This window comes from Paenibacillus farraposensis, from assembly GCF_020736845.1.
Lineage (GTDB): Bacteria > Bacillota > Bacilli > Paenibacillales > Paenibacillaceae > Paenibacillus > Paenibacillus farraposensis.
Genome location: NZ_JAFFQR010000009.1, coordinates 1 through 20,288, shown reverse-complemented (window position 1 = coordinate 20,288; position 20,288 = coordinate 1). Strand labels below are relative to the sequence as shown.

Sequence of the window (20,288 nt, the reverse complement as noted above, 5' to 3'; positions counted from 1 at the left end):
GTTGGGATTTTTGCCTGAAAGGAAGAGGTTTTGCAGTGAATATGAACAGATCTATAGCTTTTGTTATTCACAATCTGGTTTTGTATGAGACGATTAAGCCTTTAATTAAGGAGTGTGAAAAAAAGCAGATCGTTTGTGATATTTATGTCCCTCAAATTGAAGAAGATGATTGGGGAGACATGGCCTTAGATACCTACCATTATTTGAAAAGCAACGGTATTAATGCGACGCTAACAAACTCCGTACCTGACAAGGTATATAAATTAGCTTTTTATCCTTATCTTCCTTATTATTTGGAGGTCAAATCGGATTATAAGTTTAGATATCAGTATGGAATGGCTAAGCCTAACTGGAACCTGGATTCATGGAGCCGGAATTTTGATTTTATCTTCTGTAACGGTTTATATGATTCTTCGGTTCTGGCAGCGTACACTCAGACCGAGATCGTAGGAATGATTAAATACGCCAATTTTCAAAGGAAAAAGCACGAAACGAATAAGTATAACTTGCTGTATCTGCCGACGTATGGGAATGAATCGTCTATCGAGCTTGTGATGAACCATATTGAAGCTATTTCGGACGCTTTTAATATCAAGGTCAAATTACATCATGGCACGTCTTTTTTGGAGCATGATCGAGTTCATTTAGTGAAGTCTCGTATACCTGATGTGCTGGATCACAAGGCTTCTCTTGTTAGTCTCATAGAAGAAGCGGATGTAATATTATCTGACGGCTCTGGCGCCATATTTGATGCACTGTTTACTGATACTCCAATTGTAATATTCCAGCACCCCCAAGCAGAATCGTTCGAAGGGATTTTACCCTTGGAAGAACAAATTGTTCAGAACAGCATTGTTCCTTTTGTGAATGCTGACGGGAATATTAAACAGACTTTACTTGATGCAATCTTAGATAAACAATTAGTACAACAAAGAAGGAAATTTACTTTAGAGATGTTTCCGGTTAAGGGAAGAGAGACGATAGATAAGTGTATGGAGGTAATAAATAGATTTCTAAAAGACGACGTAGATCATGCTTATAGAGCGGGGCATACACGCCTGAAAAACGAGTTTAATGAATTACAAGCTCATAATCAAGCTCAAAAGCAAGAAATAGAGCAGCAAAAGCAGCGAATTATCGAGCATATGGATCAGATTAATACACTGGTTCAAACGCGAGACCAACAGGAACAAGTCATAAGCACTATGTCGGCAGATTTTACATCTTTGTCTGAAGAAAAAGATATATTGGAACAGAAATATGCTCGGCTCATGCAGGATTATAAAGATGGAATGAACAGTCTGGATATTTTAAACCATCAATATAAACAGCTATTTAGTCAACATAATGAATTTGCGATCCAGTTTAATGAACTAAAAGAATACAATAGCAGGCTATCTACAGAGCTTCATAATATCTATAACTCTAAAAGGTGGAAAATGGCAAATAAACTTAAACATATCTTGCACAAGTCCAAAATGATATATGTACTTAAAGGATATAAAGTATGGAAAAGCTATGGCACCACCATATTATTGAAGAAGATAAAAGCTAAAGTATCTCTTAAGCTTAAAAATTCGAAAGCAACAGACCAACCGATCGATTTATGGAAAGATGCAGAACATACTAAATCCTTATTAACTTGGTATGAGTATAGATTTTTGAACTATAAATTAGCTAAAGACAACTCTTTTTCCTTGGAACTCGACAGGTTTAAGATTCAATTTGAAAAGAATCTTGTATCTGTTATTCTTCCTGTGTACAACGGAGAGGATTATGTAGCCAAAGCTATTGATAGTATCTTACGCCAAACATATAAATATTTTGAGCTCATTATCATTAACGATGGTTCAAAGGACGGAACGGCAGAAATCATTGACGAGTATGCCAGAGCAGATCATCGTATTAGTGTAGTGCATCAGGAAAATCGCAAGATTCCAAGAACATTATCTAGAGGTTTCAAGCTAGCTAATGGTGAGTTTTACACTTGGACAAGTGCAGACAATATTCTTCCCGAGAACTTTCTGGAAAAGATGGTTGCGGATCTTAAGCAGGATGAGAATATCGGGATGATTTTTGCCAATATGCGTTTGATTGATTCCAATGATCAAGTTATTTCGAACCATGGCTGGTACGAGGAGCCGCAATTCAGTGGTAATGTAATGTTACCGAAGTCTGCACTGGAGTTAAACGTATACCCTAACAATACAATTGGCGCAGCCTTTATGTATAGAGCAAAGGTAGCAAGATTACTTGGCGACTATTCTAGTTACAAGCATACTCTTGAAGATTATGATTACTGGATGAGAGTCAACTCTTTATTTGAGCTCAAACATGTGACATTCGATGAGCCTATATACGATTACCGCTGGCATGATAAATCATTGACTGCTGCAGATCAGGAGCTTGGCATCACATCTAACCGATATAAGCTTATGGTACTTGATGATTATAGGAGAGATTTTTATCTGACTCCATTAGTATGGATCATCGAAGGGGATGCTGCTGAAGTTGAGAAATTCACGCAATATGTTCTGGATAAAGGACATACAGTGGCTGGAAGGGAAGAAGTCAGTACTATTATTGGTCTTAACCTAGCAACGCCTGTTTGCTATTTATATATAAGAACAGGTGATGTCCATGATTTTGAGTTTATAGAGGCTAAAGCTTCATCATCAGTGTATACCCTGCTTATGGATAAGTCAGAACACCCGGCAGACACATTTGTAGCTGATTATCCGTGGGATTTGAAGATTAAGGATAAAATGAATGGCGAGACGGATAACGACTATGACTTTTTTGTTCAAGATACGGATGTGCTGTTCTCACTTATAAATACGAAGATAAAGAATGATCACTTATATCGGATTGAAGCTGTTATTGAAAGTGAACCCGTTTATAATAAGAGATTATCGGTTATTATTTGTACCTACCAGCGAAGCGAGAAGCTTTCAAACGCAATTAAATCTGTAATAGAGCAGTCGTTGAATAAAACAGACTATGAAATTATTGTGGTCAATAACGACTATCTGAATGATGAGATTCATCATTTGGTTCGTGAATTCAGAACAACCTATAATATAGACGAATCTTTCCTGCGATATATGGAAGCCCCTTTAAAAGGCCTTTCCTTTGCACGAAATGTTGGCTTATTTGGGGCGGAAGGCGAAGTCCTGCTCTATATTGATGATGATGCTATCGCAAGCCCGGATTTGCTGGAGGAGACCGTTAAAGGATTCTCTACGCGCCCTGATATCGGGGTCATGGGTGGGAATATTATACTCAACTTACATGATGAACGTCCTGATGTGGTTAAGCCAGGTACGGAAGCGTTCTGGAGTCAGCTTATCGTGGAAGGCGAAGGAATAACAGATTCTAATTACCAGTGGGAGTTTCCTTATGGAGCCAATTTTGCTGTTAGACATGCTGCGCTAATGCGAATTGGGGGCTTTAGAAGTGCTTATGGGCGTAAAGGGAACAATTACGCTGGAGGAGAAGAAATTGTTGTCTCCTTTGCAATGAGAGAAATTGGTTATAAGGTGGGCCTGAATCCTAGAATGAAGGTCATCCATGATGTGGATGCTTCTCGATATACAGTTGAGCATGTTAGAAAAACAATGCGAAACAGTATTTTGACTAATTACCAATTGCAAAAGGATCTGTATGCCCCGATGGAATCAGATATTGAAGCTGATAAGAATCATCTCGAAATTGTTAAAGCTGAATTAAATCATTTGCAGAAGCTTCCGACTCGAAATCGAGACGTAGAAATTGATATCTTGTATAAACAATATACAATTGAAGCGTATGAAGAGCTGATACAATTGAAAGAAAATGATATGAAATTGCGAAAAAAGTTCGTAGAAGCATATAGATAACTAATAAAACTTTAAAGGCGCCTCTTTTATGAAAATTAAAGGGCGCCTTTATTAGTATGGAGCGGTTAAATTGAACATCTTATATTTTTCTCCGATCTATTGGGACGATTTGAAGCAGCGTCCGCAGCATTTGGCTGAGGAGCTTGCTAAAATGCCGGGGATTCACATCACTTTTGTAGAACCGTCAATTAGCATACTGAACAGTATCGCCAGACATAATTCCGATTATAAGAAGAGAGAGTACACCGTTGACGACAATCTCAAAATATTTAGACCTTCTGGGAGTCTGAGATTACCTAGAAGCTTCGAGGGCTTAGATATTTTCCATTGGAACCAATGGTTTGAAAAGAGACAGTTGCAAGATTTAGTCTCCAGTGCGGATATTATTTGGTTGGGAAGTCCTGTCTTCTATCCACTTATTAAACACATTAATAATAAGAAAATTGTGTTTGACCGAATGGACGATTATGTATTTCTAACTAACAATGCATTGATGAAAAAATTGCTTAAAAAGTGGGAGCTTGAATTACTGGAGAATGCGGATCTGGTTATTTCGACGAGTGATCCCTTGCATAAGCATTCCCAGACCTTCAATAAACAATCTTGTGTAGTGAAAAACGCGGTCGATACAGCTATACTAAATATAAATGTAGATAGTTTGGTCACCAGTGAGTTAAGACGGTTAAAACATGAGGGTTACCATATTTTTGGCTATGTAGGAGCGATTGACCACTGGTTTGATATAGAAATGATTAAGGCTATCACTGAATTTGATGAAAGGTTTATTGTATGTTTGGTTGGAAGGAATAACCTGGCTTATCACTTTGAGCATCACAACAGGATTCGATATTTTGAGCCTGTTCCTAAATCAGAAATTGGTGCGATTATTGAAGCTTTTGATGTTTGTTTATACCCCTTTTTAAGGAATTCGGATAGAATAGATACGATTAACCCAGTTAAAATTTATGAATATTTGAGCTTAAATAAAGTAATTTTAGCGGTGGAAAGCGAGGAAACAAGAGGGTTAAATCAGGAGGGGATCTATCTATATAATAGCCTGGAGGAAGTAAGAGAATTTTTAATCGATTTAGATGCCTTGCACCCCCCTTTTTATGATCAGGAGCAATTGGAAAACTTCATCGTCAATAATAATTGGGAAGCTCGTGCAAAAACCATTATGGAGCTGCTTATAAAGGAGTTTCAATAGGAGGAAATTAGTAGTGAAAGGGATTATATTAGCTGGAGGAACAGGTTCAAGATTATATCCACTTACTAAAGTTACAAACAAGCATTTGTTGCCCATTGGTAAATATCCGATGATTTATTATTCCATTGATAAGCTCAAGAGGGCAAAGATCAATGATATTTTAATCGTAACCGGAAAGGAACATATGGGAGATGTAGTTAATCTCTTGGGAAGTGGTGCTGACCTTGAAGTTACCTTGACTTACAAAGTGCAAGACGAGGCGGGGGGAATCGCACAGGCTTTACTTTTAGCCGAGCATTTTGTTGGCAGTGACAAGATGGTTGTTATTTTAGGGGACAATGTTTTCAAAGATGATATATCACCGTTTGTTGAAAAATTCAAGCTACAGGAATCAGGAGCAAAATTACTGCTCCATAAGGTGCCTGATGCTAATCGTTATGGAGTACCAGAATTGCAGGGCGATAAAATTGTGAACATTGAAGAGAAGCCATCGATACCTAAAAGTGATTATGCCGTTACGGGGATTTATATGTTCAATCACTCTGTATTCGATATCATCAAGACTTTGGCCCCTTCGGCAAGAGGAGAATATGAAATCACAGATGTAAATAACGCTTATATTCAAAGAGACGAACTTACATTTGATGTTTTAGAAAACTGGTGGACGGATGCAGGAACACATAGTTCATTGAGGCTTGCTAACAAGCTAGTAAGTGAGATGGATTATGATCTTGTGCCTCTTTTTTAAGTTCCTGCCTTTCCTGAAAAATGCTTCATAATCAACTTATAAAAAGCCCCCGATTTTATAATCGAGGGCTTTTTATAAGTGCAATAGCTCTGTATTACTCAGAAAAGATCGGGATTATCAGGGTATATTTCTTTGAATTGAGAGCGTATAAATTCTACTGTTTCTTTAGAAATCGCTGACGTTTTTTTCAACACGATGGCTTGTACATTATTATCAAGAGTATAGCTCTTTAGAGGTTTATAATTATTTTTAAGCGATCCGTTCATAACTTCTTTTTCAAGCAATCCTATCACTTTTTGACCGCTTTCACCTAAATGGTATTGTGTAGGCGTAGCGACAACGACATAATCGGAATCAAAGAATGAAACCGGGAACCCATCTCTTAAATCAACGTGGTGTGTCAGGTTCATAAACGGAAGAGCGTTGCTATCTTTAGGCATTTCAATCTGTCGGAGTATGTCATCATTAAGGATACCTGAGCTCGATAGAACATAAACTTTATGCTGTTCTGACGAAATTTCTTTAAGATAAGCTGTTAGTTGTTTCAGAACGGGTATATCCGTTCTTACTCTAGGCGTTTGCTTGAAATCACTGAGTAAGGATGAGAAATAGGTCACTGGGCGTGCATTTGTGTTAGTAAAAGTAACCAAAAAGTTACAAAGTACAAAATAGGCCAGAATAACTAATAAGATACCTTTTGCATACTTTATTTTGGACAAATAGTTTAGTATAAGAATGACGCCACAAACAAATAGAATTAATATGTTTACTGTAAGCAGATAATAATGCTGTGAAGCCAAGCTTTGGATCCTCGTAAATAGGAAGTACGTAATGATTAAATTCGAAATTAAAAAGATTGAAAAATATCTGGTTTTGCTCATGAATAATAAACCGATAAAACCGATAAGCGCGATGAAGAAAATGAAGGCTCCATAATGATAAAATAAATTTTGCAAGTTACTGATGATGTCACCAAAATAATAAGCCGAATAGGCGCTTTTAAAATTATTTGTCAGGGCTCTTCGGATGAATTCATTGAAGAAAATGACCAGAAATAGTGCACTTGAGGCTCCTATAATGAAAAAGTTTAAAATAACCTGTAGAAGCTGTTTGAAGCGAAAATCTTTCTCTAAAATCCATCTGAATAAAAAAGCAATACCGATTGAACCAAAAAATGACACGATCCAAAATCCATACCATCTTCTTGTAAATGTTAGTAGAACCAGGCAAGCAGCCAAAAGAAAAATAGCTTTCAAATTTAAACGCTCAAAGTCATGATTAAATAGTATAACCAAGGACAAGGCAATAAAAATAAGTCCGATAGAATCCAGATAACCACCCAGCATAGGGGCAATCATAATTGGAAAGCTAAATGTAAGTGTAAAAATAATAAACACGTTCAATTTTGTTTTTAGTTGGATTTGATCGGCAATCTTGATTAACATTAAGAAAAGGATTAAGCACGAAGGATACAAGAAGCAAGTGTAAATGGCCAAAACATAGCTCATGTAGCTTGTACCTAAAAATTTTAATGGCAAAGCGAGAAAGACTGTTGGGAAAACGGAATAATCGTCTCTTAAAATGCTCGCATAAATTTGCTTGAAGGCTGCTATAAAGTCTGTACTCAAAAGATTATTAAATTGTATGGATGTGTTCCAATAGGCTGAGAAATCCCAGTAATAAATGAATTGTTCCCTTTGGAGGAAAGCATAAATAAATATAATTCCTATGAGATAACCGCAAAAAGCTAGGTATTGCACCATTTTTTCTTTTTTTGCATATGTTAAGACACCACTGATGTGTAAAATGTATGTAACACTTATGACAAACGATTGCGCAATATTTAGGCTAAATAATATTGAAATATAGTACGATTCGATTTTAGACAGTATTAGAACAGGGATAAGTAGCCACATCAATATCAAATAAGACCAAACAAAATTTTTATTTACCCGCGATAAATTCAAAAGCATATTCCCTCCCGAAGTAGTGTGCTTATTAATTTTATAGTAATCATAAATGAAAGTATATACTCAAGATGTTGGAGGATTCGTGAATGATAATACAGGAAATACTTTCAGGTGCAAAAATCCTTGAACCCGTGGTTCATGGTGATCACCGTGGTTTTTTTATGGAAAGTTACAATGAACAAGTCATGAAGCAGCACGGAATTAACTACGCTTTTATTCAGGATAATCAATCCTTATCTGCAGAAGCTAGCGTGATCCGCGGGTTGCATTACCAGCTGAATCCTAAAGCACAGACCAAGCTCATTCGTGTGCTTTCCGGAGCTATCTATGATGTTATTTTGGATATTCGAAAAAGCTCCCCGACATTCGGTCAATGGGTTGGGGTGATCTTAAGTGAACATAACAGACGGCAGTTGCTGGTACCCAAGGGATTTGCCCATGGTTTTTGTACGCTTGTTCCTAATACCCAGGTTCTGTATAAGGTAGACGAGTATTATTCACCTGAAAATGATCGTGGTATCCTGTGGAATGATCCTGCACTGGGGATTGATTGGCCAACTTCTCAGGCTATTCTTTCAGAGAAAGATCAGAAGCATCCGACATTGGCCTATGCAGACATAAATTTTGATTAGAGGGATAATTAGCTCTCGGCTCAAAATAATAAGTTGTCGTTTATTTCATTCCCTTTCAAACGCATAGATATATGTATTAAATCACGTTTTAGGAGGTCTGTATGAAACTTCTTGTCACCGGCGGAGCCGGATTTATTGGCAGTAACTTTGTATTGTATATGTTAAAGCAGCATCCAGATTGCGAAATTGTGAATATAGATGCGCTTACGTATGCAGGTAACCTGGAAAATTTGAAATCCATCGAAAATCACCCTCATCATACCTTTGTGAAAGCGGATATTACCGATGCACAAGCGATTGACCAACTAATGCAGCAGGGTATCGATGTGGTGGTGAACTTTGCGGCAGAGTCGCATGTGGATCGGAGTATTTTGGAACCGGAAGTGTTTGTGAAAACGAACGTATTCGGTACACAGGTGCTGTTGGACGCAGCTAAGAAATATAATGTGACCAAATTTGTACAGGTGTCGACAGATGAGGTGTACGGTTCTCTCGGTGAAACAGGCTTGTTTACGGAAGAAACTCCGCTTCAACCGAACAGTCCTTACTCTGCGTCCAAGGCAGGCGGGGACCTGCTGGTTCGTGCCTATCATGAAACCTTTGGTCTGCCTGTGAATATTACACGCTGTTCCAACAACTATGGTCCGTTCCAGTTCCCGGAGAAGCTGATTCCACTGATGATCTCGCGTGCGTTAAGCGATCAGCAGTTGCCTATTTACGGGGATGGCTTGAACATCCGTGATTGGCTGTATGTAGAGGATCATTGCAGTGCCATTGATCTGGTCATCCATCAAGGGAAACTTGGTGAGGTATACAATATCGGTGGAAATAATGAGCGGACGAATGTGCATATTGTCAAAACGGTATTGGAGGAGCTGGGCAAGCCTGAATCTCTAATTTCGTATGTACAGGATCGGCCAGGTCATGACCGCCGTTACGGCATTGATCCAACGAAGACCATGAATGAGCTGGGTTGGAAGCCAAAGCACTCTTTTGAAACAGGCATTAAAGAAACAATCCGTTGGTACTTGGATAATAAAGAATGGTGGACTCGTATTCAATCCGGTGAATACCAGCAATACTATGCCAAGCAGTACGGTTCCCGTTTGGGGGATGTGTAAGATGAAGGTGCTGGTTACCGGAGCATCCGGTCAGCTTGGCCAGGATGTGGTGAGCGTTTTTCAGGCCCAAGGGCATGATGTCCTTGGATACAATCGGGAACAGCTGGATATAACGAATTTGGAGCAGGCCGTGAAGATCGTAGGCCAATATCAACCGGACGCGGTCATCCACTGCGCAGCGTATACGGCCGTAGATGCAGCCGAGACTGATGTAGATAGAGCTTATCAGGTCAATGCAGCCGGAACACGGAATATGGCACTGGCAGCGGAAAAAGCAGGAGCCAAGCTGGTATATATCAGTACGGATTACGTGTTTGATGGAACAGCGGAGCAGCCATATCATGAGTATGATAATACAAATCCGCAGAGCATCTACGGAAAATCCAAACGGGCGGGCGAGGTTTTAACCCAGACGCTTTCCTCCAGATACTTTATTGTCCGCACTTCCTGGGTATATGGATTGCACGGCAACAATTTTGTTAAAACAATGCTGAAGCTTGGACAGGAAAAGCCGCACCTCCAAGTCGTGAACGATCAGAAAGGCTCGCCTACCTATACAGTGGATTTGGCTCGTTTTTTAGCGGAATTGGTTCAAACCGAGAAGTACGGTGTATATCATGCTTCCAACAGTGGTTCTTGCACCTGGTATGAGTTCACGCAAGCGATTTTTCGGGATGCGGTAGAACTTTTAAACGCTAAAATCAAGGCCACGTTGGAGCCATGCAGTACAGAACAATTTCCTAGACCCTCAGCTCGCCCGCGTAATTCGGTTATGGAACATATAGCAATCCGGACGAATGGATTGCATGATTTACGTGATTGGCGTGAAGCATTACGGGATTTTTTAAAAGTGTACCTGGCCAATTCTAGTAAGTAGAGGTAAACTATATATTTAAAGTAATCTCCCATCATGTTATGATTGGGAGATTTTATTATGTAGGCACATGTGTCGAATAAATCCGAAGGGCATTATAATGTATAAGACGGGAAACGAATTCAACCCATAATTGGCTGTAAGGAGGGCTTTACTCTGGACAAACCTAGTGTACAAATTTTGTTATCTACATATAATGGGACCACTTATTTAGATGAGCAAGTAGAAAGCCTGATAAATCAGAAAGACGTAGACATTCAGATTCTAATTCGTGATGATGGCTCGACAGATGATACGATCGCCAAGCTGAATGCTTTGAAACAGCGTTATCCTCAACAGATTATTTTATATCCCGAGAACAATATAGGGGTTGTTGCAAGCTTTTTTGATTTGATACAAAGATCGTCCGAGAATTTCGAATTTTATGCCTTCTGTGATCAAGATGATGTGTGGATGCCGGATAAGCTTGCCCAGGCTGTAGCTCAACTTAGGAAAAAGGATGGGAACCGGCCGCTGATGTATTGCTCTGCTACACAAATGGTCTCTCAAGCTTTGGAGCCGCTTAAGGTATGGCCAGCTGATATCCCTCGGCCTTTATCATTTTACAATGCTCTCATTGAAAATGTATGTGTCGGCTGTACCATGGTGATCAATAAAGAAACACTCCGGCTCGTGAAAAAGAGAATGCCTGCTTCTTTGCAAAACATTATTATGCACGATTGGTGGATATACTTGTGTACATCCTCTTTTGGCGAGGTTGTGTTTGACGCTAGGCCTTCTATTTGGTATCGGCAGCATCAAAACAATGTATTGGGAGGTTCTACGGACGGTTGGGCTAGCAAATGGAGAAAGAGACTAAGCAGATTTATAAAAGGGAAAAACCGCTATATTTTAAGCAGACAAGCAAGGCAATTTATTCAACTATATGGACAGGACCTGCCTTCCCAGATGTATAAAGATATTGAACAATTTCTGGGCAGCTATCAAAAGGGATTAGGTTCCCGTATTAAATACATTTACCAGTCTCCTTTTTATAGACAATCACGGATCGACAACTGGATTTATAAGCTTGTTTTCTTATTGGGAAAATTATAGAGATATGGAGAAGAATTACTGAAACTTTTTTCCACATACAAGCGTCAAATAATCAAAGGTACAAATGAATGCTAGATAAAAACCCATCGAATGAATGTTCCTTTATGGAAAAATATAGTATAATTGAGATGTGCAACCGATAGAACTGCCTAAGGTGGTCGGCTAACTCTCCCGAGAAGGGGGGTGAAGCCTGTGACAGTGTTTGAGGCGCTCAGTTTAATGCTGACGTTCGGGGCGTTAATCGTCACACTGTTAGAGTTTAGCAAACGAAAATAGACCGCCCCCTCAAGGAAGGGTCTATTTTCGGCCTGATAAATCAAAACCGTCCGCTTTTGGGAGCGTCGGTTGCGCAAGGGCTGGCTGGCACCAGCCCTTTTTCCATGTATATCTTACCACGATGATTTTTAGACCTCAACCGAGGATTTTGCAAAAAATCCAATAAACGGCCCCCAATACACAAGATATGGACGAAATTGGTTTCGTTTGTCTATATTTGTACTTTGGTGGCGGCTTGAATCGAATTTTGCGAAATTCTCTAACTGTGCAAGCCTGCAAGTTATGTGCTTTTTTTGCGTCCCGTGGTCTGCAGCGTGTGCTATAATAATCGATAGTAGAATAGATTACTGAATTTGTCAGGAGCGTTTTGAATGATGGATGTAAGCATACTGGTCGTCAACTATAATACGTGTCGATTGACGCTGGATTGTTTGCAGTCGGTGTATGCGTCAAAGACGCAGTACCGATATGAAGTGATTGTCATTGACAATCATTCCAGTGACGGGTCTGTTGAGGCTATTCGTGCGGCATACCCGGAAATTAGGCTGATAGCGAATGAGGATAATACGGGTTTTGCCAAGGCGAACAATCAAGGAATGGAAGTGGCCAGCGGACGTTACATATTGCTGTTGAATTCCGATACGCTGGTACAGCCGGACACACTTGATACGATGATCCAGTTTATGGATACGCATCCCGAAATGGGAGCATCGGGCTGCAAGGTTATCTTGCCGGATGGTTCGCTGGATAAGGCGTGCAAACGTGGATTTCCAACGCCATCTGCGTCTTTTTACTATGCTTTTGGCTGGTCGAAGCGTTACCCGGATAATCCGAAATATAACCAGTATCAGCTTGGACATCTGAGCCCGGATGATGAGTATCCCGTGGATGTGCTGGTTGGAGCTTTTATGCTGGTTCGTCGCGAGACCATTGAGCAGGTCGGCGGTCTGGACGAAACCTTTTTTATGTATGGTGAGGATATTGACTGGTGTTACCGGATTAAACAAGCAGGATGGGGCATTTACTACTACCCGCGTACATATATTGTTCATATCAAAGGGGGCAGCGCTCGCCGTCGTCCTTTGAAAATCATTTATGAGTTTCATAGAGCGATGTGGGTGTTTCACCGCAAGCATTATAAACAGCAGTACAGTTGGATTACCAATATGGCTGTATATGCAGGGATTGCGGTGAAATTTGGAATGGCCTTTTTAAAAAACAAACTGTCTGCACCGGTCAAACCGGACAGTGACGAACAATCTCGTACCGAGGTGAAAGCATGATACGCAGAAATCAACGATTTTTAACCCAATTGTATATTGTGGCGGATTTCGCGATCATTCAGTTATCTCTCTTGATCGCTTGGTTCTTTAAATTTGAAAGTGAATGGATTACCTATACAGATCCGCTTCCTATTCAAGTCTATGGGGGCTGGAGCTTAATTTACGGTCTGATTGCTGTGGTATTGGGAATGCTATTCTCGCTCTATTCACCCAAACGCAAAAAGCGGTTTGCAGACGACGTATTTCGTATCACCCAGATTCACATTGTTGGCTTGTTTGTATTGCTGAGTTTCATGTTCTTCGTCAAGCAAATCGATATTTCGCGTTCCTACCTGGCCATCTACATGGTTGGAAATGTACTGCTGATCTTGTTTTACCGATATTTTTTGAAGCAGGTTCTGAAAGCTATCCGGCAAAAAGGATACAATAAGCAATTTATGCTCATTCTTGGGGCAGGCTCTTTGGGCCAACGGTTTTATCAAAATCTTGAACAGTATCCCGATTTGGGATATGAAGTCGTAGGATTTCTGGATGATAATCGCCACTGGACTGAAGAGGAGGAAGCACGTTTTCGCCCGATTCTTGGGGGATTAGATCAATTGGAGGCGACGCTGTCGGGCCTAATGATTGACGAGGTCATTTTGGCTCTGCCACTGGATGCCCATGATAAGTATCCCAGAATTATCAACATGTGTGAAAAGGCCGGGGTGCGTACGCTTATTATTCCTGACTTTTTCGACTATTTGCCGGCCCGCCCCTATTTTGATAACTTTGCTGGCATGCCGATGATCAATGTACGGGATATTCCGCTGGATGTTGCGGGAAACCGGTTATTCAAACGCCTGTTCGATATTTTATTTTCTTTATTTGCGATTATCCTGACCTCTCCAATTATGCTGGCCGTGGCGATTGGTGTGAAGGCCACGTCGAAAGGACCCATTATTTTTAAGCAGGAGCGGGTAGGTTTGAACCGTCGCACCTTCCGGATGTACAAATTCCGCTCCATGAAGGTGCTGCCACCTGGAACTGAGGATACGGGCTGGACGACGGCTAACGATCCGCGGCGTACACGTTTTGGTTCCTTTATCCGAAAAACGAGCCTCGACGAGCTGCCGCAGTTTTTCAACGTGCTGCTGGGGGATATGAGCGTCGTTGGTCCACGCCCGGAACGGCCTTATTATGTGGATCAGTTCCGTGAGGAAATCCCCAAATACATGGTGAAGCATCATGTTCGTCCCGGAATTACGGGCTGGGCACAAAGCAACGGGCTGCGTGGGGATACGTCTATTGAGGAACGGATCAAGCATGATATTTTCTATATTGAGAATTGGTCGCTCTTATTCGATATTAAAATTATTTTCCGTACGATTCGCAACGGCTTCAAAAACGCATATTAATCCAGCGTCACCCTTCGGTTACAGCCGGAGGGTGTTTTTGTATCTATATAAATGCAGTTGACTGTATGCGCTGTGGCCCTGATATGCTTGAATGAAGTGTTCCCATCGAATACGAACATTGACACCTTTTGAGCACTGTCATAGACTTAGCATAGAACGCTTTTGGATATGGAATCCGGTTCGTTCGGATCATGAGCAAAAGCAAAGGATGCTGGAGGAATGTGTGTTGGCAGATTCAATTCAATCATGGAGGCATGTATTTAAACTTGATCCTGATAAGGAACTGGACGATGAGGCACTAGACGCTGTATGCGTGTCTGGAACGGACGCCATTATGATAGGAGGTTCATCGGGCATTACTTATGAAAATACGGTGGATTTGCTGTCACGGGTTCGTCGTTATGAAGTGCCGTGTGTACTTGAGGTGTCCGATCTGGAGTCGGTGGTACCGGGGTTTGATCTCTATATGATCCCTATGGTACTGAATACCGCTGACAGCAATTGGATCGTAGGACAGCACCAGCGTGCCATTGAACAGTTCGGTTATATGATTCCTTGGGATTTGCTTGTGACGGAAGGATATATTGTTTTGAACGGTGATTCTACAGTTGCCAGACTCACTGGAGCAGATACTACGTTGAGTGCTTCATCTGCCGCCTCTTATGCGCAGATTGCTGACAAGCTCATGCATCTGCCGATTGTCTATGTGGAATATAGCGGTACCTTTGGGGATATGGAGCTGGTACAAAAAATTCACCGTAATATGGAGAGCTCTCGTGTCCTATATGGAGGAGGCATCGTGGATAAATCTACCGCGTTACAAGCAGCTGCCGTTTGTGACACCATTGTTGTTGGGAACATCATTTACCGTGACTTGGCGAAAGCATTGGAGACGGTGGATGTGAAAAAGCAGCTATAGAACGTGATTCTAAGGAAGCTCGGAGAAAGGAGCATGCACGCATGCAATCAATAGATATATATGAGGCTGTAGCCCGCCTTAATCCTCCTCAGCGTCAGGCCGTGGAAGCGACAGAGGGGCCGTTGCTGATTATGGCTGGTGCAGGCAGTGGCAAGACACGGGTGCTCACGCACCGAATAGCCTACCTCATTGCGACCCGCAAGACGGCTCCATGGGGTATTTTAGCGATTACCTTTACAAACAAGGCTGCACGTGAAATGCAGGATCGCGTATCCAAGCTGATTGGCCCGCAAGGGAAAGATGTGTGGGTATCCACGTTTCACTCGATGTGTGTGCGTATTTTGCGCCGGGATATTGAGCGGATCGGCTTTACATCCAATTTTAGTATTTTGGACTCAGGCGATCAGCTGTCCGTCATTCGGAGCTGTATGAAAGATTTGAACATTGATACTAAAAAATTCGAACCCAAAGCGGTTCAATCCATGATCAGCACGGCTAAAAATGAATTGGTCACTCCTGAGATGTATGAGCGCAAGATTGGCGACTATTTTGAAGGAATCGTGGCGAAAGTATATACCAAGTACCAACAACGGCTCAAAAACAATAACTCTCTTGATTTTGATGATTTGATCATGACAACGATTCAGCTCTTTAAGGAAACGCCTGAGGTGCTGGACTTCTATCAAAAGAAGTTTCAATACATTCATGTCGATGAATATCAGGATACGAACCGTGCACAGTACATGCTGTGCAAAATGCTGGCTGACAAGCATCACCGGATTTGCGTAGTAGGTGACAGCGACCAATCTATCTATCGCTGGCGGGGCGCGGATATCAGCAACATTTTGAACTTTGAAGAGGATTACCCGGAAGCGCGCACCATTTTGCTGGAGCAGAACTATCGCTCAACCTCGAACATACTGAATGCAGCCAACGAAGTGATTGCGCAAAATACAGGCCGCAAGCCCAAAAAACTATGGACCGACAAAGAGGGCGGAGCCAAAATTAAAGTGTTCCGAGCTGACTCGGAGCATGATGAGGGCTACTTTATCGCTTCGGAAATTCATAAGAATATTAAAGCCGGTAAAACCTATAGTCACCATGCTATTTTGTACCGCACCAATGCTCAGTCTCGGGTCGTCGAGGAAATTTTGATCAAATCCGACATACCGTATCAAATCGTTGGCGGGATCAAGTTTTATGATCGTAAAGAAATCAAGGACTTGCTGGCCTATCTTCGCCTGCTTTCCAATCCTGATGACGATATCAGCTTGATGAGAATCATTAACGTGCCCAAACGAAGCATCGGGGATACGACAGTTGGTAAATTGCAGGCAGCCGCTGCAGAGCGTGGGGTTTCGATTTTCCGTGTGCTGCAGGTGGTAGACGATTTGGGTTTTGCCGGACGTACACGCAATGCGCTGGTCGAGTTTTACGATATGATAGAAGGTTTGAGCCGGATGGTGGATTATCTGTCGGTCACCGAGTTGACAGAAAAAATGCTGGAAACCACTCAATACCGACTGGAACTGCAAAACGAGAATACGCTCGAATCACGCGCACGTTTGGAAAACATTGATGAATTTCTGTCGGTAACGATGGAGTTTGAAAAGGGAGCGGAGGACAAATCACTGGTTTCCTTCCTGACTGATCTTGCTCTTATCGCAGATATCGATTCTTTGAATGACGATGAAGAGGAGCAAAGTGATGCTGTTGTATTGATGACCATGCACAGCGCAAAAGGCTTGGAATTTCCAATCGTATTTATTGTCGGTATGGAAGAGGGGGTATTTCCTCACAGCAGAGCCTTCTTGGACAATGAAGAGCTTGAGGAAGAGCGGAGACTGGCATATGTCGGCATTACTCGTGCAGAGGAGCAGTTATTCCTGACCTGTGCACAAATGCGCACGCTGTTTGGTCGTACCACAGCCAATCCACCGTCGCGTTTTCTTGAAGAAATACCGGATGAACTAAAAGAGGATACGATGATCAAACAGGACCGCTACCGTCGTTTGGGTAATATAGGCGGCTCTTATGGCGGACGTGGACTGGGTAAAACCAATGGCAGCAATTTTGGTGGAGAACGTTCCTTTGCTTCGATGAGCCGCAGTGGCTCGACTGCCTCCGCAACGCCGCGTGTAACCGTAACGACACCTTCAGCGGCCAAGCCTTCCGCAGCTGCTTCGGCGGGAGGGCCTTCTATTTTTGCTGCTGGAGACAAGGTACAGCATGGCAAATGGGGAGTGGGAACCATTGTGGCTGTCAAAGGTACAGGCAATGATATGGAGCTTCAAATCGCCTTCCCGGCTCCGGTCGGGGTCAAACGTCTGTTGGCTGGCTTTGCGCCTATCACAAAAGTAGAATAAATCTAAACATCATTAAACTCGAACTTCACAGCGGCAGACCAGCCTAGACTTCTGCCCTGATGAAGTTCCCGGAGGGATACGCCTGCATGAACCCAATGCACAGAATGGAGCAGCTTGTTGCTGAGCTGAACACATATAACTATCATTATTACACACTGGATGAGCCTATGGTCAGCGACAAAGAATATGATGTGCTTTATGACGAGCTGGTGGCGCTAGAACAGAAGAGTGGAATCGTATTGCCGGATTCGCCAACACAGCGTGTAGGTGGGGAGCTACTTAAAGGATTCACCCCTCATCGTCATCTGGCTCCATTATGGAGCCTTGATAAGGCACAGAATATGGAGCAACTGCGTGCATGGAACGCGCGTGTCGTGAAATTGATCCAGGATTACAATACGAAGAACCCGGAGCAGCCTCTGCCTTCTCCAAGCTATGCGATAGAGCTTAAATTTGATGGATTGACGCTGAACCTTACTTATACGGACGGAAAGCTGGTGCAGGCTTCTACCCGCGGTAATGGTGTGGTAGGGGAAGGGATACTGGCACAGGTGAAGACAATTAAATCCGTGCCGCTTACGATTCCTTTTCAGGATGGAACCATCGAAGTGCAGGGAGAAGGTATAATGAATCTGTCTGTGCTGGCAAAATATAATGAGACTGCGGTGGAACCTCTTAAAAACGCGCGCAACGCCGCCGCCGGCGCTTTGCGTAATTTAAATCCCAAGGTGACAGCTGAGCGAAGATTGAGTGCCTTTTTCTATAATGTGGGATATGCCGATCGTATCCAGTTTGATAGTCATCAGGAGATGATGACCTTTCTGCGTGATAATCATTTTAAGGTGAACCTGTATCTGACTTATTATGATAATTTTGATGATGTTATGGAGCAGTTGATTGAGATTGAAGAATCTCGTAGTGAATTGGATTATCTTATTGACGGTGCAGTATTGAAAATTACAGATATGCGCACACGTGAGGTTCTCGGGTACACCGACAAATTTCCGCGCTGGGCGGTGGCATATAAATTCGAGGCGGAAGAAACGACCACGGTCCTTAACTCGGTCGAGTGGAATGTAGGCCGAACTGGTAAAATTACGCCACTGGCAAGGGTAGAGCCGGTAGAGCTGGCGGGAGTCACCGTGCAAAATTGTACGCTGAACAACGCAGGAGATATCGAGCGTAAGAACCTGAAATTTGCTCTTGGGGCGCGTGTGTTTATCCGTCGCTCAAATGATGTTATTCCCGAGATATTGGGAAAGGTAACGTCTGAGAACGACGGGGAGGAAATTGTCGTACCGGATCATTGCCCGGCCTGTGGGTTTTCTTTGCAGCAGCGGGGCGCTCATTTGTTCTGCGACAATAAGCTGGGCTGCAAACCGCAGATTGTAGCCCGTATTTCCCATTTTGCATCACGTGATGCTATGGATATTGAAACATTCAGCGACAAAACAGCGATTCAGCTGCACGACGAGCTGAACGTGCATGAGCCTGCGGATTTGTATACACTCCAATATGATGATTTGGTGAAGCTGGAGCGATTTGGCGAGAAAAAAGCCAATAACCTTCTAGCAGCACTTGAAAAGAGTAAAGAAAGAGATCTGGCTTCTTTCCTTTACGCTTTAGGCATACCGAATACCGGTAAAGCGACAACACGCATGTTGGCCGAACATTACCGCGATTTGCATAAGGTCATGTCCGCCACCGTGGATGAACTGATAGAACTGCCGGATGTGGGCGGAATTGTAGCCGAAAGCATTGTTGCGTTTTTCGCCGATCCATCCACTCAGGCGGGGATTGAAAAGATGCTGGCTCTAGGTGTGAGGGCGGAAGCTCCTGAAGCTCCGCAGCCCAAGAAGACAGACAGCTTCTTTAGTGGCAAAACGGTTGTGCTTACAGGCACCTTGCATCAGCTTACGCGGGACGAAGCTGCTTCCAGGCTGGAGGCGCTAGGAGCCAAGGTGACCGGATCTGTATCGAAAAAGACGGATCTCGTCATAGCTGGAGAAAAGGCTGGAAGCAAGCTGGCTAAGGCCCAACAGCTCGGAATCGAAACGATAGAAGATGAGGATGAATTCATCAAGCTGCTGGAGCAGGAATAAAATCATTTGACATAAGCAGCCATTCCGTCTGAGGACGGGATGGCTGTTTTGCTATGAACTAGTCCGTGGCAGGCAAAAAGCTATAATCGTATTCAAAATAAATGCTTGCTAAATAGATTTAAGTGTGTTACATTAATAGACGTTGTTTTGAGAGCATCTTTTCTCAAAAGCAAAGGTTACAAAAAAGAAAATCAAAAAAAGATTTGACAAGAAAGTAATTAACATGATATAATCTAATTCTTGACTCGTTGAGATTGATGAGAAAGGACGAGTTCTTTGAAAACTGAACAAATGGATGATGAAAATAAAGATTTCTTCTTTAATATAAAGAAGAATCGTTAGCATTAGAAATGAGCTAATCGCTCTTTCAATAAACCGGCTTCGGCCGGTCTTTAATGGAGAGTTTGATCCTGGCTCAGG

General features: G+C 42.2%; 15 protein-coding genes. 13 read left to right on the top strand and 2 right to left on the bottom strand.

The window, feature by feature from the left end:
- Window positions 1–41: 41 nt before the first annotated feature.
- The 3 genes from JO375_RS01995 (at window position 42) to JO375_RS01985 (ending at window position 5,833) form a co-directional block, all read left to right on the top strand.
- Window positions 42–3,878 carry a glycosyltransferase gene (locus JO375_RS01995; RefSeq protein WP_229522913.1) on the top strand — a complete coding sequence of 1,279 codons (3,837 nt, stop codon included), beginning with the start codon at window positions 42–44 and terminating at the stop codon, window positions 3,876–3,878.
- A 70-nt stretch (window positions 3,879–3,948) separates the two neighbouring features.
- Window positions 3,949–5,085, top strand: a complete 1,137-nt coding sequence (locus tag JO375_RS01990) for a glycosyltransferase family protein (RefSeq protein WP_229522899.1) — start codon at window positions 3,949–3,951, stop codon at window positions 5,083–5,085.
- A 13-nt stretch (window positions 5,086–5,098) separates the two neighbouring features.
- Window positions 5,099–5,833 (top strand): sugar phosphate nucleotidyltransferase, encoded by a 735-nt coding sequence (locus tag JO375_RS01985; RefSeq protein ID WP_229522898.1) that lies wholly within the window; start codon window positions 5,099–5,101, stop codon window positions 5,831–5,833.
- Between the two features lie 98 nt (window positions 5,834–5,931).
- On the opposite strand, the gene JO375_RS01980 is transcribed toward JO375_RS01985, so the two are convergent.
- Window positions 5,932–7,806: a glycosyltransferase family protein gene (locus JO375_RS01980; RefSeq protein ID WP_229522897.1), complete on the bottom strand. Its 1,875-nt coding sequence runs from the start codon at window positions 7,804–7,806 to the stop codon at window positions 5,932–5,934.
- Window positions 7,807–7,889: 83 nt separating this feature from the next.
- Between JO375_RS01980 and rfbC the strand changes: the two genes are divergently transcribed.
- The 10 genes from rfbC to ligA all read left to right on the top strand — a co-directional run bounded on the left by rfbC (window position 7,890) and on the right by ligA (window position 19,868).
- Window positions 7,890–8,435 (top strand): dTDP-4-dehydrorhamnose 3,5-epimerase, encoded by a 546-nt coding sequence (rfbC, locus tag JO375_RS01975; RefSeq protein ID WP_229522896.1) that lies wholly within the window; start codon window positions 7,890–7,892, stop codon window positions 8,433–8,435.
- 101 nt (window positions 8,436–8,536) lie between these two features.
- Window positions 8,537–9,556, top strand: coding sequence for a dTDP-glucose 4,6-dehydratase (gene rfbB / locus JO375_RS01970; protein ID WP_229522895.1), 1,020 nt, complete (start codon window positions 8,537–8,539; stop codon window positions 9,554–9,556).
- 1 nt (window position 9,557) lies between these two features.
- Window positions 9,558–10,433: a dTDP-4-dehydrorhamnose reductase gene (gene rfbD / locus JO375_RS01965; protein WP_229522894.1), complete on the top strand. Its 876-nt coding sequence runs from the start codon at window positions 9,558–9,560 to the stop codon at window positions 10,431–10,433.
- A gap of 153 nt (window positions 10,434–10,586) precedes the next feature.
- Window positions 10,587–11,525 carry a glycosyltransferase family 2 protein gene (locus JO375_RS01960; protein WP_267497651.1) on the top strand — a complete coding sequence of 313 codons (939 nt, stop codon included), beginning with the start codon at window positions 10,587–10,589 and terminating at the stop codon, window positions 11,523–11,525.
- A 183-nt stretch (window positions 11,526–11,708) separates the two neighbouring features.
- Window positions 11,709–11,801 carry a putative holin-like toxin gene (locus JO375_RS24930; protein ID WP_377570451.1) on the top strand — a complete coding sequence of 31 codons (93 nt, stop codon included), beginning with the start codon at window positions 11,709–11,711 and terminating at the stop codon, window positions 11,799–11,801.
- A 374-nt stretch (window positions 11,802–12,175) separates the two neighbouring features.
- A complete protein-coding gene (locus JO375_RS01955; protein ID WP_229522912.1) occupies window positions 12,176–13,084 on the top strand; it encodes a glycosyltransferase family 2 protein in 909 nt (302 codons plus the stop codon).
- Window positions 13,081–14,481, top strand: coding sequence for an undecaprenyl-phosphate glucose phosphotransferase (locus JO375_RS01950; RefSeq protein WP_229522892.1), 1,401 nt, complete (start codon window positions 13,081–13,083; stop codon window positions 14,479–14,481). The genes JO375_RS01955 and JO375_RS01950 overlap by 4 nt, the downstream gene beginning before the upstream one ends.
- A 226-nt stretch (window positions 14,482–14,707) precedes the next feature.
- Complete coding sequence (gene pcrB / locus JO375_RS01945; RefSeq protein WP_456094067.1) at window positions 14,708–15,400, top strand: heptaprenylglyceryl phosphate synthase; 693 nt, start codon at window positions 14,708–14,710, stop codon at window positions 15,398–15,400.
- Window positions 15,401–15,441: 41 nt separating this feature from the next.
- Window positions 15,442–17,766: a DNA helicase PcrA gene (pcrA, locus tag JO375_RS01940; RefSeq protein WP_229522891.1), complete on the top strand. Its 2,325-nt coding sequence runs from the start codon at window positions 15,442–15,444 to the stop codon at window positions 17,764–17,766.
- 86 nt (window positions 17,767–17,852) lie between these two features.
- Entirely contained in the window at window positions 17,853–19,868 is a 2,016-nt protein-coding gene (gene ligA / locus JO375_RS01935) for an NAD-dependent DNA ligase LigA (RefSeq protein ID WP_229522890.1), read from the top strand.
- Between the two features lie 132 nt (window positions 19,869–20,000).
- Here the strand turns inward: ligA and JO375_RS01930 are convergent.
- A partial coding sequence (locus tag JO375_RS01930; protein WP_229522889.1) for a hypothetical protein occupies window positions 20,001–20,288 on the bottom strand: 288 nt, incomplete at its 5' end.